Annotated in this window: 28 protein-coding genes; 14 read left to right on the top strand and 14 right to left on the bottom strand. The window is 62.6% G+C overall.

Annotation, left to right across the window (positions count from 1 at the left end):
* Positions 1-3 precede the first annotated feature (3 nt).
* Positions 4-327 carry a DUF1476 domain-containing protein gene (locus JQ558_RS27205; protein ID WP_192734171.1) on the bottom strand — a complete coding sequence of 108 codons (324 nt, stop codon included), beginning with the start codon at positions 325-327 and terminating at the stop codon, positions 4-6.
* A 320-nt stretch (positions 328-647) separates the two neighbouring features.
* Between JQ558_RS27205 and purC the strand changes: the two genes are divergently transcribed.
* From purC to JQ558_RS27180, 5 genes are read left to right on the top strand one after another with little or no spacing between them, the layout of a single operon-like run.
* On the top strand, positions 648-1,415 hold the full coding sequence (purC, locus tag JQ558_RS27200; protein WP_171708996.1) for a phosphoribosylaminoimidazolesuccinocarboxamide synthase: 768 nt from the start codon (positions 648-650) through the stop codon (positions 1,413-1,415).
* A gap of 10 nt (positions 1,416-1,425) precedes the next feature.
* Positions 1,426-1,668 carry a phosphoribosylformylglycinamidine synthase subunit PurS gene (gene purS, locus JQ558_RS27195; RefSeq protein WP_212204521.1) on the top strand — a complete coding sequence of 81 codons (243 nt, stop codon included), beginning with the start codon at positions 1,426-1,428 and terminating at the stop codon, positions 1,666-1,668.
* Positions 1,669-1,680: 12 nt separating this feature from the next.
* A complete protein-coding gene (locus JQ558_RS27190) occupies positions 1,681-1,938 on the top strand; it encodes a hypothetical protein (RefSeq protein WP_212295707.1) in 258 nt (85 codons plus the stop codon).
* Complete coding sequence (gene purQ / locus JQ558_RS27185; protein WP_212273208.1) at positions 1,935-2,636, top strand: phosphoribosylformylglycinamidine synthase subunit PurQ; 702 nt, start codon at positions 1,935-1,937, stop codon at positions 2,634-2,636. Before JQ558_RS27190 ends, purQ begins: the two co-directional genes overlap by 4 nt.
* A complete protein-coding gene (locus tag JQ558_RS27180) occupies positions 2,633-3,601 on the top strand; it encodes a tripartite tricarboxylate transporter substrate-binding protein (protein ID WP_212273207.1) in 969 nt (322 codons plus the stop codon). Before purQ ends, JQ558_RS27180 begins: the two co-directional genes overlap by 4 nt.
* Before the next feature lie 24 nt (positions 3,602-3,625).
* On the opposite strand, the gene JQ558_RS27175 is transcribed toward JQ558_RS27180, so the two are convergent.
* Both JQ558_RS27175 and JQ558_RS27170 read right to left on the bottom strand, forming a co-directional pair.
* Complete coding sequence (locus JQ558_RS27175) at positions 3,626-4,576, bottom strand: DMT family transporter (protein ID WP_212295706.1); 951 nt, start codon at positions 4,574-4,576, stop codon at positions 3,626-3,628.
* Positions 4,566-5,054: a PaaI family thioesterase gene (locus tag JQ558_RS27170; RefSeq protein WP_212295705.1), complete on the bottom strand. Its 489-nt coding sequence runs from the start codon at positions 5,052-5,054 to the stop codon at positions 4,566-4,568. Before JQ558_RS27170 ends, JQ558_RS27175 begins: the two co-directional genes overlap by 11 nt.
* Positions 5,055-5,213: 159 nt before the next feature.
* On the opposite strand from JQ558_RS27170, the gene purL reads away from it, so the two are divergent.
* Complete coding sequence (gene purL, locus JQ558_RS27165) at positions 5,214-7,421, top strand: phosphoribosylformylglycinamidine synthase subunit PurL (protein ID WP_212295704.1); 2,208 nt, start codon at positions 5,214-5,216, stop codon at positions 7,419-7,421.
* 118 nt (positions 7,422-7,539) lie between these two features.
* Here purL and JQ558_RS27160 read toward each other — a convergent pair whose 3' ends face one another.
* Both JQ558_RS27160 and JQ558_RS27155 read right to left on the bottom strand, forming a co-directional pair.
* Complete coding sequence (locus JQ558_RS27160) at positions 7,540-8,721, bottom strand: acyltransferase (protein WP_212204527.1); 1,182 nt, start codon at positions 8,719-8,721, stop codon at positions 7,540-7,542.
* A gap of 223 nt (positions 8,722-8,944) precedes the next feature.
* Positions 8,945-9,304: a DUF427 domain-containing protein gene (locus tag JQ558_RS27155; RefSeq protein ID WP_212204535.1), complete on the bottom strand. Its 360-nt coding sequence runs from the start codon at positions 9,302-9,304 to the stop codon at positions 8,945-8,947.
* Positions 9,305-9,488: 184 nt separating this feature from the next.
* Here JQ558_RS27155 and JQ558_RS27150 point away from each other — a divergent pair, with 184 nt between their 5' ends.
* A complete protein-coding gene (locus tag JQ558_RS27150) occupies positions 9,489-9,743 on the top strand; it encodes a BolA family protein (protein ID WP_065750297.1) in 255 nt (84 codons plus the stop codon).
* 21 nt (positions 9,744-9,764) lie between these two features.
* Positions 9,765-10,943, top strand: coding sequence for a low temperature requirement protein A (locus JQ558_RS27145; RefSeq protein ID WP_212204537.1), 1,179 nt, complete (start codon positions 9,765-9,767; stop codon positions 10,941-10,943).
* A 53-nt stretch (positions 10,944-10,996) separates the two neighbouring features.
* Here the strand turns inward: JQ558_RS27145 and JQ558_RS27140 are convergent, their stop codons facing one another.
* Positions 10,997-11,194: a hypothetical protein gene (locus JQ558_RS27140; RefSeq protein ID WP_212295703.1), complete on the bottom strand. Its 198-nt coding sequence runs from the start codon at positions 11,192-11,194 to the stop codon at positions 10,997-10,999.
* Positions 11,195-11,479: 285 nt separating this feature from the next.
* Here JQ558_RS27140 and JQ558_RS27135 point away from each other — a divergent pair, with 285 nt between their 5' ends.
* Entirely contained in the window at positions 11,480-11,779 is a 300-nt protein-coding gene (locus JQ558_RS27135) for a hypothetical protein (protein ID WP_212035102.1), read from the top strand.
* Positions 11,780-11,783: 4 nt separating this feature from the next.
* Here JQ558_RS27135 and egtD read toward each other — a convergent pair whose 3' ends face one another.
* Positions 11,784-12,755 (bottom strand): L-histidine N(alpha)-methyltransferase, encoded by a 972-nt coding sequence (egtD, locus tag JQ558_RS27130; protein ID WP_212273205.1) that lies wholly within the window; start codon positions 12,753-12,755, stop codon positions 11,784-11,786.
* A gap of 103 nt (positions 12,756-12,858) precedes the next feature.
* Positions 12,859-14,109 carry an ergothioneine biosynthesis protein EgtB gene (gene egtB, locus JQ558_RS27125; RefSeq protein ID WP_212295702.1) on the bottom strand — a complete coding sequence of 417 codons (1,251 nt, stop codon included), beginning with the start codon at positions 14,107-14,109 and terminating at the stop codon, positions 12,859-12,861.
* 306 nt (positions 14,110-14,415) lie between these two features.
* Between egtB and grxD the strand changes: the two genes are divergently transcribed.
* The 4 genes from grxD to JQ558_RS27105 are packed head-to-tail and all read left to right on the top strand — an operon-like array spanning position 14,416 to position 17,910.
* On the top strand, positions 14,416-14,754 hold the full coding sequence (gene grxD, locus JQ558_RS27120) for a Grx4 family monothiol glutaredoxin (protein WP_211996336.1): 339 nt from the start codon (positions 14,416-14,418) through the stop codon (positions 14,752-14,754).
* Positions 14,751-15,302 carry an O-acetyl-ADP-ribose deacetylase gene (locus JQ558_RS27115; RefSeq protein WP_212295782.1) on the top strand — a complete coding sequence of 184 codons (552 nt, stop codon included), beginning with the start codon at positions 14,751-14,753 and terminating at the stop codon, positions 15,300-15,302. Before grxD ends, JQ558_RS27115 begins: the two co-directional genes overlap by 4 nt.
* A 48-nt stretch (positions 15,303-15,350) precedes the next feature.
* A complete protein-coding gene (locus JQ558_RS27110) occupies positions 15,351-16,634 on the top strand; it encodes a serine hydrolase (protein ID WP_212295701.1) in 1,284 nt (427 codons plus the stop codon).
* Complete coding sequence (locus JQ558_RS27105) at positions 16,615-17,910, top strand: serine hydrolase domain-containing protein (protein WP_212295700.1); 1,296 nt, start codon at positions 16,615-16,617, stop codon at positions 17,908-17,910. The genes JQ558_RS27110 and JQ558_RS27105 overlap by 20 nt, the downstream gene beginning before the upstream one ends.
* Before the next feature lie 3 nt (positions 17,911-17,913).
* Here JQ558_RS27105 and JQ558_RS27100 read toward each other — a convergent pair whose 3' ends face one another.
* From JQ558_RS27100 to JQ558_RS27075, 6 genes are all read right to left on the bottom strand, one after another.
* Entirely contained in the window at positions 17,914-18,984 is a 1,071-nt protein-coding gene (locus JQ558_RS27100) for a low specificity L-threonine aldolase (protein ID WP_212295699.1), read from the bottom strand.
* A 43-nt stretch (positions 18,985-19,027) separates the two neighbouring features.
* The gene (locus JQ558_RS27095; RefSeq protein WP_212295698.1) at positions 19,028-20,173 is read right to left on the bottom strand and encodes an alpha-hydroxy acid oxidase; all 1,146 of its coding nucleotides are present in this window, start codon (positions 20,171-20,173) and stop codon (positions 19,028-19,030) included.
* Positions 20,174-20,245: 72 nt separating this feature from the next.
* Entirely contained in the window at positions 20,246-20,863 is a 618-nt protein-coding gene (gene rpsD / locus JQ558_RS27090; RefSeq protein ID WP_212273193.1) for a 30S ribosomal protein S4, read from the bottom strand.
* 245 nt (positions 20,864-21,108) lie between these two features.
* Positions 21,109-21,888, bottom strand: a complete 780-nt coding sequence (locus JQ558_RS27085) for an acyltransferase (RefSeq protein ID WP_212295697.1) — start codon at positions 21,886-21,888, stop codon at positions 21,109-21,111.
* Positions 21,889-22,115: 227 nt separating this feature from the next.
* On the bottom strand, positions 22,116-22,502 hold the full coding sequence (locus JQ558_RS27080; protein WP_212295696.1) for a cupin domain-containing protein: 387 nt from the start codon (positions 22,500-22,502) through the stop codon (positions 22,116-22,118).
* Positions 22,503-22,567: 65 nt separating this feature from the next.
* Entirely contained in the window at positions 22,568-23,347 is a 780-nt protein-coding gene (locus JQ558_RS27075; protein ID WP_212204555.1) for an HpcH/HpaI aldolase/citrate lyase family protein, read from the bottom strand.
* A 165-nt stretch (positions 23,348-23,512) separates the two neighbouring features.
* Here JQ558_RS27075 and JQ558_RS27070 point away from each other — a divergent pair.
* A partial coding sequence (locus JQ558_RS27070; RefSeq protein WP_212295695.1) for a hypothetical protein occupies positions 23,513-23,811 on the top strand: 299 nt, incomplete at its 3' end.

Here is a 23,811-nt window from a genome sequence, read left to right as displayed (position 1 = left end):
GGCTTACGTCCCCGCCTTTACTTGGGCGACGGCGGTCGCCATCAGCTCGTCCATCTTGGCGCGGAGTTCCTGCTCGGTGAGGGCGACGCCCTTGGCCTTGATATCGCCCATCACCTTGCGAATGACGTCGGAATCGCCGGCTTCCTCGAAATCGGCGGCGACCACTTCCTTGGCGTAGGCAGTGGCGGCGTCGCCGGTAATTCCGAGCTTTTCTGCGATCCAGGTTCCGAGGAGCCGGTTGCGGCGCGCCTCGGCCTTGAACTTCTGATCTGCATCGAGAGCGAATTTCTTCTCGAAACCTTCTTCGCGCTTGTCGAAAGTGCTCATATTTGAGTTCCAATCCCTGCCAGATGCACGCGGGGGCCGCGTTGTGGCGGCCCCGTCGCCTACCTAGATAGAGGGGGCGAATCGGCAAAACAACGGGCCGTTAAGCCGCAGTCTACAGGTATAAGTTGGGCCCAATTGGGCCGGGTCGATTGTGCTGGATAGCCCAATCGGATAGGTTGCCAACAGGCTTGGTTCTTGTTCTGTTTCCAGTTGGTTAAGATCAGGTTCCTGGCCTTCACGGCAGCTCCGTCGTGGTCGTAAACCCTTGTCATCCGGAGCACACCAAATTCATGGATTTCAACAAAACACGGTACATCCCTATGAGCCGTCGACGCCGCATTTATGAAGGCAAGGCCAAGGTCCTGTATGAAGGCCCGGAGCCGGGAACCCTGATCCAGCACTTCAAGGACGATGCGACCGCGTTCAATGCCAAGAAACACCAGGTGATCGAGGGCAAGGGTGTCCTCAACAACCGGATTTCGGAGTACCTGTTTCAGCACCTCAACGACATCGGGGTGCCGACCCATTTCATCCGCCGCCTCAACATGCGCGAGCAGCTGATTCGCGAGGTCGAGATCGTGCCGCTGGAGGTGGTGGTGCGAAACGTGGCGGCGGGATCGCTGTCGCAGCGCCTCGGCATCGAGGAAGGCACCCAGCTGCCGCGCTCGATCATCGAGTTTTATTACAAGAACGACCAGCTCAACGACCCGATGGTCTCCGAGGAGCACATCACCGCATTCGGCTGGGCGACGCCGCAGGAAATCGACGACATCATGGCGCTCGCCATCCGCGTCAACGACTTCCTGACCGGGTTGTTTCTGGGCATCGGCATCCGTCTGGTCGATTTCAAGATGGAATGTGGCCGCCTGTTCGAGAACGAAATGATGCGGATCATCGTCGCCGACGAGATCTCGCCCGACTCATGCCGGCTCTGGGACATCAAGTCGAACGAGAAGCTCGACAAGGATCGTTTCCGCAGGGATCTCGGTGGTCTCCTGGAGGCCTATACCGAGGTGGCAAAGCGTCTGGGTATCCTGATGGAGAACGAGCGGCCGGCGGGTACGGGTCCGGTGCTGGTGAAGAGCTGAGGCAGGTCCTGTGAAAGCACGTGTTACCGTTACCTTGAAGTCCGGCATTCTCGATCCGCAGGGCAAGGCCATCGAAGGCGCGCTGAAATCGCTCGGCGTTGACGGCGTCGCCAGCGTCCGTCAGGGCAAGGTGTTCGACATCGAACTGTCAGGCTCGGACAAGGCCAAGGCCGAGGCGGCGTTGAAAGACGCCGCCGACAAGCTCTTGGCGAACACCGTGATCGAGAATTATGCTATCGAGTTGAAAGCTTAGGGATTAGGTGCGATGGCCGACGCGACGGCAGATCTGATGCTAGAGGTGTTGAAATCGGTCCAAGCGCGACTGGCGCAAGTCGATGGCAAGCTCGACGAGCAAAAGCAAGAGATGCAGGCGTTGCGCCCGTCCCAGAACGGCATTCGTCAAGAGATTACGAGTGTGTTCCAAAAGATTTCGGGGATACACGCGACGTTGGTCCGATACGAAGGTCGTCTGGACCGTATTGAGCGACGACTTGAACTTAGTGATGTTCCGAATCTGACATGAAATCCGCAATTCTCGTCTTCCCTGGCATCAATCGCGAACGCGACATGGCGCGGGCGCTTAAACTCGCATCGGGCAACGAGGCCGCGATGGTCTGGCATGCCGAGACTGCGCTGCCCAAGGGTACCGATCTCGTGGTGGTGCCTGGCGGGTTTTCCTATGGTGACTATCTGCGCTGCGGCGCCATTGCGGCGCGGGCGCCCGTGATGGACGCGGTGCGGGATTTTGCCGCCAGTGGCGGCCTCGTGCTCGGGGTCTGCAACGGCTTTCAGATCCTATGCGAATCCGGCCTGCTGCCCGGCATCCTGATGCGCAACTCAAAACTGAAATTCATTTGCCGGGACGTGCATTTGCGGGTCGAGCGCTCGGACACTCCGTTCACGCGCGGCTACAATGCCGGCCAGGTGATCCGCGTGCCGGTGGCGCATGGCGAAGGCAATTACGCGGCCGATGAAGAGACCGTGAAACGCCTCCAGGGCGAGGGGCGGGTGCTCTACCGCTATTGCTCCGCCGACGGCGTTGTCGACGATACCTCCAACATCAATGGCGCGGCGCAATCGATCGCCGGTATCGTCAACGAGCGCGGCAACGTGCTCGGCATGATGCCGCATCCGGAAAACCACGTTGAAGACATCATGGGCTGCACCGACGGCCGCGGTCTGTTCGCTGGCCTCGTCGCGCATCTGGAAAAAGCGGCGTGATTGCCGCCGTGGGACGGCGGCTTTCGCTTCTCGCGGCGGCCCTGCTCGTTTCCACCGCCGCCCACGCGCAGGATTACCCAAAACGTCCCGTCACCATGATCGTGCCGTTCGCGGCCGGCGGCACCTCTGACGTGATCGCGCGCGTGGTCGCCGAGGAGATGGCGAAATCACTCGGACAGCCGATCGTGATCGAGAATATCGTGGGCGCCGGCGGCTCGATCGCGCTGGCGCGGGCGGCCCGCGCTGAAGCCGATGGTTACGCCATTGCCATCGGCAATGCCGGCACCAGCGCTGCGACCTATACGATCTATCCGAAACTGTCATTCACGCCGGACTCCTTCGTGCCGATCGCGATGGTGGCGAAGACCTTCGGCATCGTCGCGTTGCGCAAGGATTTTCCGGCCAGGAATCTTCAGGAATTCATCGCCTTTGCTAAGAAAAATCCCGGCAAGATCAATCTCGGACATGCCGGCGTCGGCTCGTCGAATTTCCTGATCTGCAAGAGCTTTGTGCAGGCCGCCGGCATCGATGTCACGCTGGTCGGCTATCGTGGCGCGGCTCCCGCGCTGACGGACGCGATCGGCGGCCAGATCGATGGCGTCTGCGATGCCGCGGCTTCCGTGTCGCAGGCGATCGACGACAAGCTCGTCAAGGCAATGGTGGTCGGCTCGACGGTGCGGCTCGCGACCTTGCCGGAACTGCCGACGTCGGTGGAAGCGGGGCTTCCCGAATTCGAGGCGCAAGGCTGGAACGGCCTGTTCGCCCCAAAAGGCACGCCGCCGGCGATCATCGCGAAATTGAATGCCGCAGCGAAGAGCGCGGTGGAGAGCGATGCCGTCAAAAAGCGCTTTCACGATCTGTCGACCGTCGCCCCCGACGCCAATGAGCATACCCCGGAAGTGCTGCAGCAGCTCGTGACGCGCGACGTCGAGAAATACCGCAAGCTGCTGGAAGAGAAGAAATAGGCGGCCATCCCCTTCGATGTTCGGTCAAGGTTGCCGGGCCTTCGATCTGCCGCGCAGCCGGTCGATCCACTTGCCATAGCGATCGCCGGGAATGGTCATCGCGGCGACGCCGGCCATGACCAGCACGAGACCGAGCGCAAGATTCGCCGGCACGCTTTCGCCGAGCAGCAGCACCGAGAGACCGACGCCGATCGGTATGCGCAGATAACCTTGCGCGTTGGTGGTGAGGGTGCCGAGGCGGCTCAGGCACATATAAAACAGCATCAGCCCGAACGCGCTCGAGAAGATGCCCATCGCGACGGTCGCCGCCAGGGCTTCCGCCGTAGGCTGCAAGCTCCAGGGGTGATCGACGATCAGCGATGCCGGCAGCAGCACGAGACCGCCGAACAGCAGTGAACCCGCCGCCACCACCATCGGATCGTAATCGGTCAGCCGCAGCCCGAAGATGGTGGCGCAGGCAAAGGAGAGGGTGGCGACAAGGATGACGATTTCGGCGAACACGTCCTTGCTGAGACCACCGAGCGCGTCGAGCCCGATGATCGCGGCCGTTCCGGCGAGGCCGAGGATGGCGCCAACCAGCTTCAACAGCGTCGCCGGCTCGTGCCGGGTGATGCCCCAGGTGATGAGGAAGGCGAAAATGGGCGTCGTCGAGGCCAGCACCACGGCGCTCGACGCCGGCACATATTGCTGCGCCCAGGTGATCATCAAAAACGGGATGGTCGAGTTGATGCTCTGCTGGAAGGCGAACAGCTTCCAGGCCTTGGCATCGATCGGAAGCCGCAATCCGCGCGCGTACAGGATGACGAGAAGGAATGCGGCCGCGATCAGCGAACGGGCCGAGATGAAGGTGATCGGCGGGATCGAGCCGAGGCCGATCTTGGTCAGCGGATAGGTCGAACTCCAGCAGCACGCCAGCGCCAGCAGCAACGCATAATCTCGCCAGCTGTGCTTCCCCGGGGGAATGCTAGGTGGCAACGGCGCCTGCGTCCGTCGGCGGCTTCCGCTTTACCCGCTTGATGGTGCCGGAAAAGGTGAACAGCGACCGCCCGCCCGATTTCAGCACCCCGCGCAGGAAGATCAGGGAGCCGCCGGCGCGGGTGATCTCACCCTCGCATTCGACCAGTTCGCCTTCGCGTGCCGCATCGAGGAATTCGCAGCCAAATGCCACCGTCACGCCCGACCCCTGCAGCACCGGCGAGGCCAGCGCGAACAGGCAGTAATCCGCAAACGTCATGAAGCAGCCGCCATGGACGTTGCGCTGGCCGTTGAGGTGTTTTTTCTCGACCCGGAAGGCGGCGCGGACGCGGCCGTCTTCCTCCACCCGGTGCCAGAACGGCCCGCTATGGGTCTCGAAATTGTCACGGGTCCAGGTGCGCCAGCCGGCGAATTCGCCCTCGGTTTCAACGTGCAGGTCGGGACGTTTGACGAATGCAGTATTGGAGAGGTCATTCACGAAATTGGGCCTTCCTTTGCAGGTTTAAGCCCTTAAATCCGATCCAGGCGTGATGTGCAAACGCCGATCCCGGCCTGCCTGCCGTAAAGCTCTGGACAGGGCGGAAATGCGCCCTAAAAGGCCTTTTCCCAACCCCCCGATCTTCCTATTAAGGGACCCATGAACGAGCCCCAGATCACCCCCGAACTCGTCGCCAGCCATGGTCTCAAGCCGGACGAGTATGAGCGCATCCTCAAGCTGATCGGCCGGGTGCCGAGTTTCACCGAACTCGGGATTTTTTCCGCGATGTGGAACGAGCACTGCTCGTACAAATCCTCGCGCATCCATCTGCGCGGGCTGCCGACCAAGGCGCCCTGGGTGATCCAGGGCCCCGGCGAGAACGCAGGGGTGATCGACATCGGCGACGGCCAGGCGGTCGTGTTCAAGATGGAGAGCCACAACCACCCGAGCTATATCGAGCCCTATCAGGGAGCGACCACCGGTGTCGGCGGCATTTTGCGTGACGTTTTCACGATGGGCGCGCGCCCGATCGCATGCCTCAATGCGCTCTCCTTTGGCGCGCCGGAACACCCCAAGACCCGCCATCTGGTGTCGGGCGTGGTCGCCGGCGTCGGCGGTTACGGCAATTCGTTCGGCGTGCCGACGGTCGGCGGGCAGGTGCGTTTCCACACCCGCTATGACGGCAACATCCTGGTCAACGCGATGGCCGTCGGCCTCGCCGACACCGACAAGATCTTCTACGCCGCGGCCTCCGGCGTGAACATGCCGATCGTCTATTTGGGATCCAAGACCGGCCGCGACGGTATTCACGGCGCGTCGATGGCGTCGGCCGAATTCGACGATGATTCCGCCGAGAAGCGTCCGACCGTGCAGGTCGGCGATCCCTTCGCAGAAAAACTGCTGCTGGAAGCCTGCCTCGAAATCATGGAAAAAGGTTGCGTGATCGCGATCCAGGACATGGGCGCGGCGGGCCTCACATGCTCGGCGGTCGAGATGGGCGCCAAGGGCGATCTCGGCGTCGATCTCGATCTCGACGCGGTGCCGACGCGTGAAACCGGCATGAGCGCCTATGAGATGATGCTCTCGGAAAGCCAGGAGCGCATGCTCATGGTGCTGAAGCCCGAGAAGGAACAAGAGGCCGAGGCGATCTTCCGCAAATGGGGGCTCGATTTCGCCGTCGTCGGCTACACCACGCCGAGCAAGCGCTTTGTGGTGAAGCATGGCGGCGACGTCATGGCCGATTTGCCGATCAAGGAACTGGGCGACGAGGCGCCGCTGTACGACCGGCCGCATGTCGCGTCCGCGTTGTTGCCGGTGGTGCGCGCGCAGGACGTCAAGCCGCCGATCGGGATTTCGGCTGCGCTGGAAAAGCTGATCGCGACGCCCGAGCTGTGCTCGCGGCGCTGGGTCTGGGAGCAGTACGACCACGTCATCCTCGGCAATACGGTGCAGCGCCCGGGTGGCGATGCCGCCGTCGTGCGGGTGCAGGACGGACCGAAGGGGCTTGCGCTCACTGTCGACGTGACGCCGCGTTATTGCGAAGCGGATCCGTTCGAAGGCGGCAAGCAGGCGGTAGCCGAGGCCTGGCGCAACATCACCGCGGTCGGCGGACGGCCGCTCGCGATCACCGACAATCTGAATTTCGGCAATCCGGAGCGGCCCGAGATCATGGGCCAGTTCGTCGGCTGCCTGAAGGGTATTGCGGAAGCCTGTCGTTCGCTCGACTTCCCCGTCGTGTCCGGCAATGTCTCGCTCTACAACGAGACCAACGGCCGCGGCATCCTGCCGACGCCCTCGATCGGCGGCGTCGGGCTGCTCGACGATTTCACCAAGTCCGCGACGCTCGCCTTCAAGGCGGCAGGCGAGGCGATCCTGTTGATCGGTGACACGCAGGGCTGGCTCGGACAGTCCGTCTATCTGCGCGATGTCTGCGGTCGCGAAGAGGGCGCGCCGCCGCCGGTGGACCTCGCCGCCGAAAAGCGCAATGGCGACGTGGTGCGCGGCATGATCCACGCCGGCACCGCAACCGCGGTGCATGACGTTTCCGACGGCGGACTTCTGATCGCGCTCGCCGAGATGGCAATTGCGAGCGGCATCGGTGCGCAGCTGTTGGCGGCGCCGGCCTCGATCGTGCCGCACGGCTACTGGTTCGGCGAAGACCAGGCACGCTACATCGTGACGGTGCCGGCGGCCGATGTCGGACTGGTGCTGGCGAAGATGAAGGGCGCCGGGGTGCCCTGCGCGCGGATCGGCACCACTGGCGGCGATGCGATCGCGGTGGCCGGTGAAGCACCGGTCGCGGTGGCCTCGCTCAACACGGCGTTCGAAAGCTGGCTGCCGGCTTACATGAGCGGCAAGGCGTCTTAACCCTACAGTCATGCCGGGATGGTCCGTAGGACCAGACCTCAGATGTGTAATTGCACATCGGGGAATCTCGAGATTTCGGGTTCGATGCTCCGCATCGCCCCGGAATGACGGCTCAAGTTCAAAGCACCCGCTTCGCACCCGGAATCTGCCGCAGCGCGCGCGTCAACGCCCAGCTGAACGCGACCGTTAATACGAATCCGATGGGGGCTTTCACGGTCGCAGGCATATTGAAATCGAACAGCCAATACTGCAGCCACAGCGCGATCGGATAGTGCACCAGGAACATGCCGTAGGCATCGCCCTGCATCGGATCGAGTACGCTCCTGCCGGAGTTGGCGAACCTCAGGAAATAGGCCAGGATCAGGAACAGGATGGCCACGCTGAAGACAGTGAAGCAGACAGCATAGGCCCCTTCATACCAGTCGGGCAGGTCTGCTGGATTCCCCAGGTTTTCGCGCTTGATGGAGATCAGCACCCACATGAGGTAATACGGAACGATCGCCAGGATCATCCAATCCCAGCTGACCTTCGCCATCCGGCCGTCAGCCGCGAGCAGCCCGCGATCCATCATCGCAACGCCGATGCCGGCGCCGAAAAAGAAGTAGGTTGCGTAGAGCATCACGCGGCCGTGCTGGACCGAGAACGGCCCGAACTCGAACCAATCGCTGGCACCGTAGTGAACCCGCCCGGGAATGTAGAACGCCGCGGTGACGGCAACCATGACCGCGAAGAACACCGCGGGCCGGCGGCGACCGTGCAGCGAGAGGCGATTGATCGGATCGAGAAGGTTGGGTGACAGCCGATACAACAGGCAAGCAACCAGATCGAAGCCGAGCAAGACCCAAAGGAACCAGATCGGTCCGCTCGGCCAGGGTCCGACGGTGACGGTTTTCCACCAGAATGAAGCGAAGCTGACCTCGGGATGCTGCCGCAGGGAAATGGCGTAATAGGCGATCGGAATGACGGTCAGCGCGCAGATCGCGAATGGCAGGGCAAGCCGAAACAGGCGATCCTGCAAATAATTCAGCGGTCCCTTTCGGGCAATGCCGGACCATGCGAACAGGCCAGACAGGAAAAAGAACATCGCCATGAAGAAACTGTCGGTGGCGAGCACGATCATGTCGAAGCCGAAGAATGACTTCGAGTCGGTGTGACCGTAGTAGGTGTACGGGATGACGGCGTGGTGCAGCAGCACCACCAGCGTCAGGAAGGTGCGGGCGCGATCGAGCGAAAGGTTTCGCGATTTGGCTTTTGGCACCGCGTGGGCGTCGGCATGCCCCACGGTGGAAATCGAAGTCATGCGCGCCTCCCCAGCCGCTGTTTGTCCGGAATGTTGCAGCCGGGAACCCGATCAGCAAGGCGAATCATCAAGCCCCGCGGCGCGGCATCGTCGTTCATTCGATAAAAATGTCGCGACATGCGACTGAACACGATTCGGAATTTCGCCGCATGGCAAAAAGCGCGAAGCGCGACTTCGCGCCTGACGATCCAGCCGTCAGCGCCTTGGCCGTCGGATCAGGCCCTCAGGCCACTTCCTCGATCTTGACCTTGTCCGGATAGAACGCCAGATGGCCGGCGATCTCTGCCATCGCCGGGAACGGCGTCTCATAGGTCCAGATCGAATTCTCCAATGTCTTGCCGTCGGCGTTGATGCTGAAATAGTTCGCGTCCCCCTTGTAGGGACAATGCGTGGTCCGCTCGGTGCGGGCCAACAGCGCCATATTGACGTCGCTGCGCGGCACATATTGCACCGCCGGATAGCGCGCCTCCTTGAGAGTGAGGGCCTGGGTAGTGTCGGCGATGACCACGCCGCCGGCCGAAACCCGGACGCGCTTGGGATTGGCCGCAATCGTGATCGGATGGTCGGGACCGGGAAGTTTCATGGTTCTTGGCCTCTTTTTGGGTCAGCCGGATGTGACCGGACGCCTCAGCCTGAATGGTTTAAAAGGTTTGAACCCGGGATATAGTGCCGGGCAGGATGACCTAGAAGGGCGTACGCGCTAGGTTTGGTCGTCACGGTCGCGAGAGCTGGCCGTGATTCGCAACATCTGACGGAGACATGCTGGAATGCCGATGGACGCCCACGATATCGAATCGATGATCAAGGCAGCCATACCCGATGCCGAGGTGACGATCCGCGATCTGGCCGGCGACGGCGATCACTACGCCGCGACCGTGATTTCTGAGTCCTTCCGCGGCAAGTCGAGGGTCCAGCAACACCAGATCGTCTACCAGTCGCTCAAGGGGCAGATGGGCGGCGTGCTGCACGCACTGGCGCTGCAAACCGGGGTACCTGGCGGACCTGGGGTGCCCGAAGGCTGACCGAACCTCGGAGACGCGCCAATGGCGGCGGATGCACACGGCGCGCTGTTCCGACCGATCGTGCCGCACCAGCACAGCCGGGTGACTTACGCTGAGCTGTTCTTCGACCTCGTCTTCGTCTTTGCGGTCACACAGATCTCGCACAGCCTGCTCGGCCATTTCACGCCGTTGGGCGCGCTACAGGTCACGATGCTCTTCCTCGCGGTCTGGTGGGTGTGGGTCTACACCTCCTGGATCACCAACTGGCTCAATCCCGAAAAGACCCCCGTCCGGCTGCTGCTGTTTGCGCTGACGCTCGGCGGGCTCGTGCTCTCAACCTCGATTCCGAAGGCGTTTGACGACCGCGGGCTGTGGTTCGCGGTGGCCTATGCCGCGATGCAGGTCGGCAAGACCGTGTTTCTGTGGGTCGCGACGCCACCGTCGCGTCCTCTGGCGCGGATGAATGCGATCCGGATCACGTCGTGGCTGGCGTTGTCGGCGGTGTTCTGGATCGCGGGTGGATTTGCGAAGGGCGAAACCCGGCTGGTGCTGTGGGGGATCGCGCTCGTCATCGAATATCTGTCGCCGGCGGTGCGGTTCTGGATACCCCGGTACGGCGCGTCTTCGGTTGCCGATTGGGTGATCGAGGGCGGCCACATGGCCGAACGCTGCGCGGGGTTCATCATCATCGCGCTCGGCGAATCCATCATTGTGACGGGTGCTACTTTTGCCGAGCTGACCTGGACGATCGAAAATGTCACGGCCTTCGTGTCAGCCTTTGTCGGCACCCTGGCGATGTGGTGGATCTACTTCAACAAGGGCGCCGAAGCGGGATCCGAACAGATTTCAAAATCGAGCGAACCGGGGCGGCTGGCGCGGCTCGCCTATACTTACCTGCACATGCCGATCGTGGCGGGGATTATCGTCACGGCAGTGGCCGACGAACTGGTGCTGAAGCACCCGGGCGGTCATTCCGATCTCAGGACGGTGCTGAGCGCGACCGGCGGACCGCTGCTGTTCCTGATCGGGACGATCCTGTTCAAGCACAGTTTTCGCGGCTTTCTGCAGCTCTCGCATGGTGTCGGTATCATCGTGCTGTGCGGACTGGCCTGGTTCGCGCACGACCTGTCGCCGCTATGGCTCTCGCTGCTCACGACCGCGATCATGGTGGTGGTCGCGGTGTGGGAATCGATCTCGCTCAGGTCCGACACGCCCGAGTAGACGATCCGTGCGTGCCGGTCGCGTGAGCGGCACGCCATCGCGAACTGCAAGCGCTACTTCTGGGCGACGAGGTTCTTCAGGACGAGGTCGGACAATTGGACCACAAGGGCACGAAGCCTGACGTTTTCCTCGATCAGCGACGCCAGCGCGGCGCTCGCCTCGGAATCAGCTCCCTCGTCTTCATCGTCTTGCGCCGATAAAGGTCCGAAGCGGTGCTTCTGGCTCCCGGACGTCGGATACGCATTCCCCATAACTAGATCCCCTGGCACGAACAACTCAACCCCAGCCAAGTCGCCGGAGCAGGATTGGCTGAGTCGGCGTCAAAATTTGGACATTTCGAAGGGGAAACGACAGCGCTGCTGCAGCGAATTGCTGGCGCAGAATGACGAAATTGCAAATTTGTTAAGCATTTGCTTTCATACGAGACGACGAAGGGGCTGATGCGCGGCGGCGCTGCCACCTTGTTCGCAAGTACAATCTGACCAGCGCGGTCAACTCAGTCCCCACGGCATGCCCGTGGCCGAGAACGCGCGCCGATGAAACAAAGCGAAGCACGTGCCCTGATACTCCAGCAGTGGGATGACTGGATACTGACGCAGGCGATCGATCCTGGCGGACCCACCGGCAAGGACTCGCTGCGATTCTTCTACGAGCTGCAGGACGACGGGTCGCCGCTATTGGATTTCCAATCTCGCGGGCAGGACAAATGGCGGATCATTCACGGCTGGCTTCTCGGCGCCGAGCGATTGTCCGATCATTGGATGATGCCTTCGCCACGGATCATACCCACGCGCAAGCCGCGGTCGGCGCGCGGCAAGTCCGGGGCGAAAACGTGAGGGCTCAGTCCAAGGCCGCCAGCGCGTGCACCGAGAACATCCTGTTCTTGTCGGTCCAGGACTCCCGCACCTTCCAGCCCGCGCCACGCGCCAGCGCGGTGAAGCGCTCGAAGCTGTATTTGTAGCTGTTCTCCGTGTGGATGCTCTCGCCGGGGCGGAACGAGAAATTGTGCCCGAGCACGCGCACGTTCTGCGCTTTGCGGCTGATCAGATGCATCTCGATGCGATGGCGGTCGCGATTGTAGATCGAGCGGTGGGTGAAGGCGGAGAGATCGAAGTTGCCGCCGAGCTCGCGGTTGATGCGCACTAGCACATTGAGATTGAAGCGCGCGGTAACGCCGGCTGAATCATTGTAGGCGTCATACAGCACGCGCTCGTCCTTCTCGAGATCGACGCCGACGATCATCTGCGCACCGTCGCCGAGGATCTCGCGGGCGGTGCGCAGGAAGGCGCTGGCTTCATTCGGCTCGAAATTGCCGAGCGTCGATCCCGGAAAGAAGCCGAGCTTCGGCATATTGGCGATCTCGGCCGGCAGCGCGAACGGTGCCGTGAAATCCGCGGCCACCGGATAGACGTTGAGACCGGGGAAATCCTTGCGCAGCGCGTCGGCCTGCGCCTTGAGGAAGTCACCGGATATATCGACCGGGACGTAGGCGCCGAAGTCGCTGCGTTCCAGCAGCAGGCGCACCTTCGTGGTGGCGCCGGCGCCGAATTCCACCAGCGCCGCCCCCTTCGCGATGATCGCGGCGATCGCATCGCCGCGGTCGCGCAGAATGCCAAGTTCGGTACGGGTCGGATAATATTCCGGCAGCACCGTGATCTGCTCGAACAGCTCCGACCCCGTGACGTCGTAGAAATATTTCGGCGACAGCCGCTTGGGATGCTGCGCGAGGTTGCCGATCACGTCTTCCGCAAACGCCGTAGTCTGTTCATCGAACTCGTGCGTGAGGGCCAAAGCGGGGGCATGCACATTCATGATACTCTCCTGAACGCGCTTCCCGGCGCGCTTTTGATCATCGGTTGGGCGTGATCTGGTTCGGAAAGGCGTCGTCGCCGTTCCGGATCATGCTTGAGAAAGGTCAGGCGTAGTCTGCAAGGCGCAATCCCGTGAATTGCCAGCGGTGGTGCGGATAAAAGAAGTTGCGATAGGTGATACGGCTGTGACCGGCCGGAGTTGCAAGCGACGACCCGCGCAGCACCAGTTGGTTGACCATGAACTTGCCGTTATATTCGCCGAGCGCGCCTTCGATGGCGCGATAGCCGGGATAGGGTGAGTAGGAACTGCGGGTCCACTGCCAGACGATACCGAAGGCGTCGTTCAACAGGCCGGCGCGTGCCGCGACTTCCCATTCCATCTCGGTCGGCAGATGCTTTCCGCTCCAGCGCGCGAACGCATCCGCCTCGTAATAATTGACATGGCTGACCGGAGCGGACGGATCGATCGGCTGCAATCCGCCGAGCGTCATGATCTTCCATTCGCCGCCAACCTGGCGCCAGTGGCCGGGCGCCTGCCATTGCTCGTTGTTCACGGTGGCAAAACCGTCCATCAGCCACAGCGTCGCCGTCGCGTAGCCGCCGTCCTTCATGAAGGCGAGCCATTCGGCGTTGGTGACGAGGTTGCGGGCGAGTTTCACCGGGCCGACCAGCGCGCGGTGGGTGGGCTTCTCATTGTCGAAATGAAAACTGTCGTCGGTATGCCCGACGGTATGGATGCCTTCGTTGAGAGCAGTCCATTCGTCACCGCCCCGTGTCGGGGCAGGGAAGCGCCACGCCGCATCATAGGCCGGCGGGATCGGGTTCTGGGCGAAGGCGTGCAGGATGTCGGTGAGCATCAATTCCTGATGCTGCTGCTCGTGGTTGAGACCGACTTCGACCAGCGGCACCAGTCCGGAAAGCACGTCCTCGCGCGCGGTCTGGAAGAATTTGACGACGGCGGCATCGACATGGCGCCGATAGGCGGTGACTTCGTCGGCGCTCGGGCGCGTCAGGTGACCGCGCTGGTGGCGGGCATGGCGGGGGCCGGCACTGACATAATAGGAGTTGAACAGGAAGGCGTAGTCGGGGTGAAAAACCCGATAGCCCTCGCAATGCTCGCTGAGCAGGAATTGCTCGAAAAACCAGGTGGTATGAGCGCGGTGCCACTTTGCCGGGCTGGCGTCCGGCATCGACTGGATCAGCTGATCCTCGGGACTTAAGGGCGCGGCCCGGCGCTCGGTCTCGTCCCGGACTGCGAGATAGGCGTCGACCAGTCGCTGGGCGAGGGTGCCGGAATCGGAAAAGAGTGACGGGGTGGGGGTGGCTAACGCGGCCGCGGCTACTGATTTCGTCACTGGTGGCTCCGGTTCGGGAGAGAACGTTTCTCTGGCAGACAGGTTCCTGACGGACAGTCCGTCCTAGATAGGGGTTCCCATCTGGGAAAAAAGCCTCCCGGCGCCATGATATTGATGCCATCAGACTATGAGCCGCACGGCCTTTTGGGCGCCGCGGCAAGGTTGCGCATGCCAGCTACTCGCCATTTTACTTTGGATGCACAACGGTTTGGGCTACATATATGACCAGTATCGGGGTTGAATCGGACGAGCCGGCCCGTAAGTAAGGCTTAGCCGCAGGGGGCTGTGCCCCAAAAGGAAGCGAATATGAGCATCGAGCAATTCATCGACAACGAAGTGAAGTCGAACGACGTCGTGCTGTTCATGAAGGGAACGCCGCAGTTTCCGCAGTGCGGTTTCTCGGGGCAGGTGGTCCAGATCCTCGATCACGTGGGCGTCGGCTACAAGGGCCTGAACGTTCTGGAATCCGCCGATCTGCGCGACGGCATCAAGACCTACTCCAACTGGCCGACGATTCCGCAGCTCTACGTCAAGGGCGAGTTCATTGGCGGTTGCGACATCATCCGCGAGATGTTCCAGGCCGGTGAATTGCAGCAGCTGTTCGCCGACAAGGGCGTCGCCGTCAACACGGCGGCTTCAGCCTGAGTTCGACCGCGCGCCAGATCGGCAAGGCGCGGCTGGAAGTCATCGTTGCCGACATCACCAGCTTGCGCGTTGACGCCATCGTCAACGCCGCGAATTCGTCCCTGCTCGGCGGGGGCGGCGTCGATGGGGCGATCCATCGGGCGGCCGGACCTGAACTGTTGGCCGAGTGTCGCACGCTGAATGGTTGTGCGACCGGCGATGCCAAAATCACCCGGGGCTACCGGCTCAAGGCCCAACATGTGATCCACACAGTTGGACCGGTTTGGAACGGCGGTAACCTTGGCGAAGACGATTTGCTCGCCTCGTGCTATCGCCACTCGATCGAACTTTGCCGACAGCACGATCTTGCCTCCGTGGCCTTTCCGGCGATTTCAACCGGGATCTATCGCTTCCCCGCCGAACGCGCGGCCGGGATCGCGGTCGCAACCGTGGTCGATGCGTTGGCCACGGCACCCGAAATGACCAGCGTGATATTTTGCTGCTTCTCCGAGGGTAGCGCCCGTCTGCATGAATCGGCACTGGCTGCCTTCGGGAGCCCTTGTGCCTGATGACACGCGACCGCTACACTCCCCGGGCGAATTCCGGGGAGGGGTCCAATGAATTCACGTCAAGTGCTGCGCGCGCTCGTTTGTGGCGCGCTGACGTTGAGCGTGCCGCCGCTCGCCCGCGCCGAGGGCACCTTCGATATTCCGGCGGGTGCGCGTTTCAATGAAGCAAAACTTGCCAGGATCAGCGAGTTCTTCGCAAACGAGGTCGCAACCGGCAAGATCGCCGGCGCGAACGTCCTGATCCAGCAGCGCGGCAAGCCGGTCTATCACCAGACCTTCGGCGTGCAGGATGTGGTCTCCAAGGCGCCGATCACGGACAAGACCATCTTCCGCCTGTCTTCGCTGACCAAGGCGATCACCTCGGTCGTGGCGATGCAGCTGATCCAGGACGGCAAGATCAAGCTCGACGATCCCGTCTCGAAATACATTCCGTCCTTCGCTAACATGAAGGTCGGCGTGGAGAAAAAGGCCGAGGGCGGCAACAGGACGCTCGAACTGGTGCCGATGACCCGGCCCATTACCATCCTCGACCTGTTGCGCCACACCTCCGGCATCACCTATGGCTTCTATGGCGACAGTCTGGTGCGCAAGGCCTACAAGGAAGCCAACCTCTACGCAGGCGAATTCGATCTCGCCGAGTTCGCCGAACGGATCGCCAAGCTGCCGCTGCACAACCAGCCGGGCGCGCTCTGGCAGTACGGCCATTCCACCGACATCCTGGGACGGATCATGGAGATCGTGTCCGGAAAATCCTTGCTCGAGATCGAGAAGGAAAAGCTGCTCGATCCGCTCGGCATGACCGACACCGGCTTCTTCGTCACCGAACCGGAGCGGTTGCAACGGCTCGCCCAGCCGGTGCCGAACGACAGTGATTTCCGTGTCGGCCGCCAGTACCGGACCGAGGTTCGCCAGAAATGGGAATCCGCCAGCGGCGGCATGGTCTCGACCATGTCGGACTTTTCGCGCTTTGCGCAAATGCTGCTCAACGGCGGGACGTTCGAGGGCAAGACCTATCTGAGCCCGAAGACGTTCGAGTTGATGGCATCGGACCATACCGGCAAGAATTCCGGCGTCGAGCGGGATTATTTCTATTTTCCCGGTGACGGCTTCGGCATGGGGCTTGGATTTGCCGTGCGCACCGATCCCGGCAACGCCAAGCCGCCGCCGCCGGGATCGCTGGGCGAGCTGAAATGGGACGGCGCCTCGGGTTGCTACATGGTGATCGACCGCAAGCAGGAAATGTTCTTCGTGGTTCTTGAGCAGACGCCAACCGAGCGGCAACGCGTCCAGCGCACCCTCAAGCAGCTGGTCTATGAGGCGCTGGAGAATTGACGGCGTGAAGCTCCGCGGTTTGTTCGCAGCGGCGCTGGCCGCATTCGTCGTCCTAGTCTCGTCGCATGTCGTGGGTGCCAGCGAGCCTGCGCCGGGCGCGGGAAGCTTTTCGCGCGAAGGCCTGACGCGCGTCGGCGACTATATCCGCAACGAAATCGCGGCCGGCACAATCCCCGGTGCGATCCTGCTGATCCAGCAGCACGGCAAGCCGGTGTATTTCGAGAGCTTCGGCGTCCGCGACGTCGCGACCAAACTGCCGATGAGCGCGGATACCATCTTCCGCCTCTATTCGATGTCGAAGCCGATCACCTCGGTGGCGGCGATGATGCTGGTCGAGGACGGCAAGCTCAAACTCGACGATGCCGTCTCGAAATACATCCCGGCCTTTGCGGCGACAAAAGTCGGCGTCGAGAAGCGCGCCGACGACGGCACGCTGACGCTGGTCGAGGAGCCGCTCGAACGGCCCATCACGATCACCGATTTGCTGCGCCATACCTCCGGCCTGCCTTACGGTTACATGGGAGGAGGTCTTGTACGCGCCCGCTACGCCGAGGCCGGTCTGATCCGCCGCAACCTGACCAATGCCGAATTTGCCGAGCAAATCGCAAAATTGCCGCTGGTCGAGCAGCCAGGCACGCGATGGGACTACGGCTTTTCCACCGACGTGCTCGGGCGCGTGATCGAGGTGGCGTCGGGAAAATCCCTGCTTGAGTTCGAAAAGGAACGGTTGCTCGGCCCACTCGGGATGAGCGAGACGGCGTTCATCGTCAGCGATCCGGCAATGCGGCCACGCATTGCCGAGCCGATGCCGACCGATCGCGCGATCAGCCCGGTCACCAACGTCCGAGATCCGATGGAGCCGAGGCGGATGGAGTCCGGCGGCGGCGGCATGGTGGGCACCATCGGCGACTATGCTCGCTTCGCCCAGATGCTGCTGAATGGCGGCACTTTCGAAGGTCGTCGCTACCTCAGGCCCGAGACGATCGCGCTCATGACGTCCGACCATATCGGCGCGAAAACGAAAATCGCGCGCGACTATGCCTACTATCCCGGCGAAACCAGCGGCTTCGGCCTCGGTTTTGCGGTGCGCACGTCGGTGCCGCCGAACACGTCGTGGCCGCTGGGCGAGTACCGCTGGGATGGGGTCGCGGGCACGTTCTTCTTCATCGATCCCAAGGACGATATGTTCGCGATCTTCATGGTGCAGACGCCATCGCAGCGCGGACGCATTCAGCTTGCATTGAAGACGCTGATCTATCAGGCGTTGGGAAGGTAAGCGTCAAGCCCCGCGCACGATCTCGCGCACGAAACCGACCGTCTCTTCGATCATCGCGGCCGTCACATCGAGATGGGTGCAGGCACGGATCCTGCCGTCCATCATCGCCAGCAGCACGCCGCGCTTGCGCAGAGCCTCGATCATCTTGTCGCCCGGAATGCCGGCACCGTCAGGCTTGAAGAACACGAGGTTGGTCTCGGGCTCCTGGACCTCGATGCCATTGATCTGCGAGAGGCCGCGCGCCAGCGCCCGCGCGTTGGCGTGATCGTCGGCGAGGCGGTCGACGTGATGGTCGAGGGCGTAGACGCAGGCCGCTGCACAAATGCCGGCCTGCCGCATCGAGCCGCCGAGCCGCTGCTTCCAGCGCCAGACATTGTCGATGAAATCGCGCGAGCCGGCGATGGCGCCGCCGACGGGCGCACCGAGGCCCTTGGAGAAATCGATCCAGGCCGAATCCCAGCCCGCAGCCATGTCGCGCGCGGAAATACCCGACGCGACGCAGGCGTTCAGCAGTCGCGCTCCGTCCATATGGGTGACGAGCCCGTTGGCCTTGGCGATTTCGACGACCTCATCCAGCGCGACCTTCTTCCAGATCGTGCCGCCGCCGATATTGGCTGTCTGTTCGACGCTGACGACGGTTTGCGGCGGCTGGTAGCGCGAGCGCGGGTGAAGCGCGGCACGAAACGTCTCCGGCGAGAATTGCCCGTCGTCGCCCGGCAGCGGGGTGATCTGGAAGCCGCCGAGGGCGGCATGCGCACCACCTTCGCGGGCGATGATATGTGCGCTGACATGCGCCAGGATCTCGTCGCCCGGCCGGCACCAGGACAAGGTCGCCGCGACGTTGCACATGGTGCCCGACGGCATGAATACGGCCGCTTCCTTGCCGAGCAGGTCGGCGACGCGTTCGCACAGCAGATTCACGGTCGGATCGTCGCCGATCTGTTCGTCGCCGACTTCGGCCCGCGCCATCGCCTCGCGCATCGCCGGCGTGGGGCGGGTCTGGGTATCCGACAGCAGGTTGATACGGACCGGCGCTGCCTTGGGATCGCGCGGAGGAGGGGTGTAGTGGGTCATGACTGACTCTCGTGATTTGCAAGATGACGGGGAGAGGGAGGAATTATCTGAAGCGCAGATTTTGGCGTGACAACTGGTCGATCGATCTGCACCCCATCAGCTTCATGTCGCGCTCGATCTCCGCTCGCATCAGGCCGAGTGCGCGCTCAACGCCGGCCTGGCCGGCTGCGGCGAGAGGATAGAGATAGAAGCGCCCGACGCCAACCGCTTTGGCTCCCAGCGACAATGCTTTCAGGACATGGGTGCCACGCTGGATTCCGCCGTCCATGATGACATCGATCCGGTCACCGACGGCATCGACGATTTCAGCCAGCTGATCGAACGCCGCCCGCGAACCGTCGAGCTGCCGGCCGCCATGGTTGGACAGGATGATGCCGGTGCAGCCGATCTCGACGGCGCGTTTGGCATCGGCCACCGACATGATGCCCTTCAGGCAGAATTGTCCGTTCCATAGCTTCACCATTTCAGCGACGTCGTCCCAGGTCATGGAAGGGTCGAGCATTTCGGTGAAGTAGCGCCCGATCGACATGGCGCCGCCGCTCATATCGACGTGCTCGTCGAGCTGAGGCAGTTTGAAGCCCTCATGGGTGAGGTAGTTGATGCCCCACATCGGCTTGATCGCGAACTGGGCCATGCCGGCAAGCGTCAGGCGGAAGGGAATAGAGAATCCGGTACGCAAATCGCGTTCGCGATTTCCCCCGGTGATGCTGTCCACCGTCAGCATCATGACGTTGACGCCGGCGTCCTTTGCGCGCTGCATCATGGCGCGGTTGAGACCGCGGTCGCGGTGAAAATAGAACTGATAGACCTGCGGCGTAGCGTGCGCCTTGCGCAGTTCCTCGAGGCTGACGGTGCCGAGCGAGGAGACGCCGAACATCGTGCCGTACTTCGCGGCTGCTGCAGCCACCGCGCGCTCGCCGGTATGGTGGAACAGGCGCTGCAGCGCAGTCGGGGAGCAATAGACCGGCATCGCCAGTTTCTGGCCGATCACGGTCACCGACATGTCGATGGCCTCCACGCCGCGCAGGACGTTGGGCACCAGATCGCAGCGCTCGAAGCTTTGGGTGTTCTGGCGCAGCGTCGCCTCGTCGTCGGCGGCGCCGTCGATGTAATTGAAGATCGGGGCGGGCAAGCGCCGTTGCGCCAGCTTTCGGAAGTCATGGAAGTTGTGGCAGTCGCTCAAGCGCATGGCGTTTCCCCGCGGGGCAGAAAAAAGGCCCCGGTTTTCCCGGGGCCTTTGTAGCTCGAAAATCCGCGCCGATCAGCGCGAATAGAATTCGACGATCAGATGCGGCTCCATCTGCACCGCGAACGGCACGTCCGACAGCGCCGGGATGCGGGTGAACTTCGCCGTCATCTTGGAGTGATCGGCCTCGATGAAGTCGGGCACGTCGCGCTCGCCGAGCTGGCTGGCTTCCAGCACCGGGGTGAGCTGCTTGGAGGATTCCTTGATCTCGATGACGTCGCCGGGCTTGACCTTGTAGCTCGAAATGTTGACGCGGCGGCCGTTCACCTTGATGTGGCCGTGGTTGATGAACTGGCGCGCGGCGAACATGGTGGCGACGAACTTGGCGCGGTAGACCACGGTGTCGAGGCGGCGCTCGAGCAGGCCGATCAGGTTTTCACCGGTGTCGCCCTTCATCCGGCCGGCTTCGACATAGATGCCGTGGAACTGGCGCTCGGAAATGTTGGCGTAATAGCCCTTGAGCTTCTGCTTGGCGCGGAGCTGCACGCCGAAGTCGGACAGCTTGCCCTTGCGGCGCTGGCCGTGCTGGCCGGGGCCGTATTCACGGCGGTTCACGGGGCTCTTGGGGCGGCCCCAGATATTCTGGCCCATACGGCGATCGATCTTGTACTTCGCCTCACTGCGCTTAGTCATCGCGTCCTCTTGATAAGTTTGAGTTTTGAGGAGACGCGCCCTCCTGTGCGCCGGGAACTTCCCGGTGCCGACAGGTCCGCCTCGAAAGCTCGGGGAGGACCACGGGTCGCGAAACGCAACGCGGGCCGAAAACGGCCCGCGAGCAAGCGGGTTATTAGGGGGGAAGTGCCGTTGTGTCAAACGCCACATCCCGGTTTTGACCTCGATTTCTGACCCGGAATGGCTGGGATCCGGGCCCTGATGGGTCAAGTCGCGACCGCCCGGACCGCTTTTGGCTCGGTTTGCTGCCGATTCGCCCGCAATTCCCCCGCGATTTCGGTGTTCAGCACCTGTTCCAGCCGGTTCAGCACCTTGGCAATCAGGGCGGCGTCGGTAATCCGGTGGTCCCAGCGCAGCACGACGTCGATCGACTGGTCAGGTTTCTCGACCCCGTAGCTCAGCACGAAGGGGCCCGGGCTCATGGCGTGGAGCTGGCCGGCGCCATAGGCGGCCACCGACGTGACCCCGAAACTGCCGAAATAATTGGCGCGCTGGCGGCCGAAATTCAGCCCGATCGCCCAGAACAGCCGGCGCAGCGGCAGCGGCAGCCGCGTCGTGCGCAGGATTTTGCGGAACGCCGGCACCTGTTCGATCGGCGCCTGCTTGGCATGCCGGATCATCGCGTCGACCTCCGCCAGCGACATTTCATCGGGTGCGGTGACCTTTTGCGGCAGCACGCAATCCTGGCCGTCCTCGACGCGCGCGATCGCCACCATCGCGACGCTGCGCGGCAGTTCGTAGAACGCAGGCATTGGCCATTTGACGTACAGCGTGCGCAGCACCGGTTGCTCCTTGGCGACCAGCGCGAACGCCTTGACGAAGATCGCCGCCCAGCCCGGCCGCACCGCGGCCTGCGCGCGCGCCTCCAGCAGGCCACGGATATTGAGCGGCCGCGCCAGCGAGACGAACGGCACGCGCTTCGACGCATGCATGAGGTCAGCGACGAGACGGCGCGGCAATGTTATTTTTCGAACCGTTCCGCGCATGACTCCGCTCAAGTTCCTGCAATCAACAAATCAGAAAAACAAGCGGGCCCAACGACCCGCCAGTGCCCTGATGTAGCACGAACCGGCCGGTTTGACGCCAGAGCCTTTCCGTTTCGATTGCATCGAAATGGAGCTCTGGGCCTTATTTTGAACCGTTTTCTTGACGCGAACCGAGTCTACCCACGGACCAAGTCCGAGGGCATGCTTCGCTTGAAAACGCTCCAGCCTTATGGCGCTGGTTTGGCCAAGGGTTCGCCCGCCTTGGCGACGTAAACCCCAAGCACTTTGAAGGGCTTGTCGCCGGCCTTGGCGTCGTGAACGACGCCTTCCGGGATCTGGTAGGATTCCCCGGCCTTGATCTTCACGGGCGGCTTGCCGTCGATGATGAGCTCAAGCTCGCCCTCGAGCACATAGCCGGTCTCGGCACCGGGATGGGTATGGCGGCCGGCCGCGCCGCCTGCAGGCACTTCCGCAATCGCGGTGACGGTGTTGTAGCCGGGTGGGAAGTCGAGTTTTTGCAGCGGGGTGCGCTTGATGCCGCTTTGCTGGGCAATCGCGACCCCGGCGCCGGCGAAGGCTATGACGGTCAATCCGAGCAGAATTTTCCTGATCATGATGTTTGTTCTCCCTGTGGGTAAAGACTAGCACGACACCACCGCCGGCAAAGCTGGGCGTGCAGCTAACGCTTGATCCCTTCAAAACTCGCCGCGATGCCGCGCTGAAACAGCGACCAGTCGAAGCCGAGCGCGAGCGCCACATACCCGCGCTCGATCATTTTATTGGCCTGTTCGGCCGATCGCGCGACGCCGCCGATCGGTACGCCGCTCTTGAAGATGCCTTCCTCGGCGCGCTGCATCAGCGCGACCACTTCGGGGTCGTCGGGCAGGCCACGCTTGTTGATGGATGTCGCAAGGTCGCCGGGGCCGATCACCGCAAGGTCGATGCCTGGCGTTGCCATGATCTCGTCGATGCGGTTGACCGCCTCGACATGTTCAATGGTGATCATGCAGATCATGTCATCGTCGGCGGTCGCCATGTAGTCCGGCATCGACACGCCCCAACGGAACGGCGCGTGAAACGGCCCCCACAGCCGGTCGCCCTTCGGCGGATAGCGCACGCTGCGTACCGCCTTTTCGGCATCGGCCGCGTTGCAGATCATCGGAAAATTGATGCCGAGCGCACCGATGTCCATCGGCGCCTTCGCCAGATGCGGCTCGTTGGCCGCGATCCGCACCATCGGCACGCAGGGCGTGCCTGAAGTGGCCGTGATCATCGCATGCGCTGAGCCGAGATCGATCGGGCCGTGTTCGAGATCGACGATGATCCAGTCAATCCCGGTGCGGGCCATGATCTGCACCGTCTGGATCGAGGGGATGGTCGCGATGGCGCCGAAGGTCGGACGCTTCTCGCGCCATTGCTGACGGAGACGGTTGAGGGGCGTGGAGGGAGCGGAGGTCAAATGGAAATTCCGTTTGGCGGGGAGGGCGGATGCGCGCAGGATAGCATATGATGCGCGGGTGCTAATGGCTCTCTCCGCGTCATTGCGAGCCACCGGGTCGCGCGAATGCGCGCCCGATGACAGGCTCCGCGAAGCAATCCACCTATCCGCGCGCCGAGGCATGGATTGCTTCGCTTCGCTCGCAATGACGGCGATGGTGTAGCGCCACACCATGCTGTCATCCCCGCGCACGCGGGGATCCAGTACGCCGCGGCTTCTCAGTTCAATCATCAGGTCTCTGGGATACTGGATCACCCGCATGCGCGGGTGATGACAGCTGAATATGTGTTCGCGATCTCGCGGCGCATTGCGCCCGAGCTTTGCCAGAAATTCCTTGCCCTCGAAAATGAGGGCGCAGGGAAGACCGGGTGCGCGCTGCACCCGCGGTCCCGTGTGCGGTTAGCACAAGAAATGCTGCACACGAG

The sequence above is a fragment of the Bradyrhizobium sp. AUGA SZCCT0160 genome, from assembly GCF_018130105.1.
Classification (GTDB): Bacteria; Pseudomonadota; Alphaproteobacteria; order Rhizobiales; family Xanthobacteraceae; genus Bradyrhizobium.
This window is presented reverse-complemented; position numbering and strand designations above follow the sequence as displayed.

Bases quoted from the DNA above. Each gene is read 5' to 3' on its own strand.
- egtD (WP_212273205.1), bottom strand. From the start codon at position 12,755: ATGAATGTGCATGCCCCCGCTTTGGCCCTCACGCACGAGTTCGATGAA.
- JQ558_RS27105 (WP_212295700.1), top strand. From the start codon at position 16,615: ATGAGGCGCTGGAGAATTGACGGCGTGAAGCTCCGCGGTTTGTTCGCA.
- JQ558_RS27140 (WP_212295703.1), bottom strand. From the start codon at position 11,194: ATGGGGAATGCGTATCCGACGTCCGGGAGCCAGAAGCACCGCTTCGGA.
- JQ558_RS27155 (WP_212204535.1), bottom strand. From the start codon at position 9,304: ATGAAACTTCCCGGTCCCGACCATCCGATCACGATTGCGGCCAATCCC.
- JQ558_RS27085 (WP_212295697.1), bottom strand. From the start codon at position 21,888: ATGCGCGGAACGGTTCGAAAAATAACATTGCCGCGCCGTCTCGTCGCT.
- JQ558_RS27145 (WP_212204537.1), top strand. From the start codon at position 9,765: ATGGCGGCGGATGCACACGGCGCGCTGTTCCGACCGATCGTGCCGCAC.
- JQ558_RS27150 (WP_065750297.1), top strand. From the start codon at position 9,489: ATGCCGATGGACGCCCACGATATCGAATCGATGATCAAGGCAGCCATA.
- JQ558_RS27135 (WP_212035102.1), top strand. From the start codon at position 11,480: ATGAAACAAAGCGAAGCACGTGCCCTGATACTCCAGCAGTGGGATGAC.
- rpsD (WP_212273193.1), bottom strand. From the start codon at position 20,863: ATGACTAAGCGCAGTGAGGCGAAGTACAAGATCGATCGCCGTATGGGC.
- JQ558_RS27205 (WP_192734171.1), bottom strand. From the start codon at position 327: ATGAGCACTTTCGACAAGCGCGAAGAAGGTTTCGAGAAGAAATTCGCT.
- grxD (WP_211996336.1), top strand. From the start codon at position 14,416: ATGAGCATCGAGCAATTCATCGACAACGAAGTGAAGTCGAACGACGTC.
- JQ558_RS27190 (WP_212295707.1), top strand. From the start codon at position 1,681: ATGGCCGACGCGACGGCAGATCTGATGCTAGAGGTGTTGAAATCGGTC.
- JQ558_RS27080 (WP_212295696.1), bottom strand. From the start codon at position 22,502: ATGATCAGGAAAATTCTGCTCGGATTGACCGTCATAGCCTTCGCCGGC.
- JQ558_RS27100 (WP_212295699.1), bottom strand. From the start codon at position 18,984: ATGACCCACTACACCCCTCCTCCGCGCGATCCCAAGGCAGCGCCGGTC.
- purQ (WP_212273208.1), top strand. From the start codon at position 1,935: ATGAAATCCGCAATTCTCGTCTTCCCTGGCATCAATCGCGAACGCGAC.
- JQ558_RS27110 (WP_212295701.1), top strand. From the start codon at position 15,351: ATGAATTCACGTCAAGTGCTGCGCGCGCTCGTTTGTGGCGCGCTGACG.
- purL (WP_212295704.1), top strand. From the start codon at position 5,214: ATGAACGAGCCCCAGATCACCCCCGAACTCGTCGCCAGCCATGGTCTC.
- JQ558_RS27095 (WP_212295698.1), bottom strand. From the start codon at position 20,173: ATGCGCTTGAGCGACTGCCACAACTTCCATGACTTCCGAAAGCTGGCG.
- purC (WP_171708996.1), top strand. From the start codon at position 648: ATGAGCCGTCGACGCCGCATTTATGAAGGCAAGGCCAAGGTCCTGTAT.
- JQ558_RS27160 (WP_212204527.1), bottom strand. From the start codon at position 8,721: ATGACTTCGATTTCCACCGTGGGGCATGCCGACGCCCACGCGGTGCCA.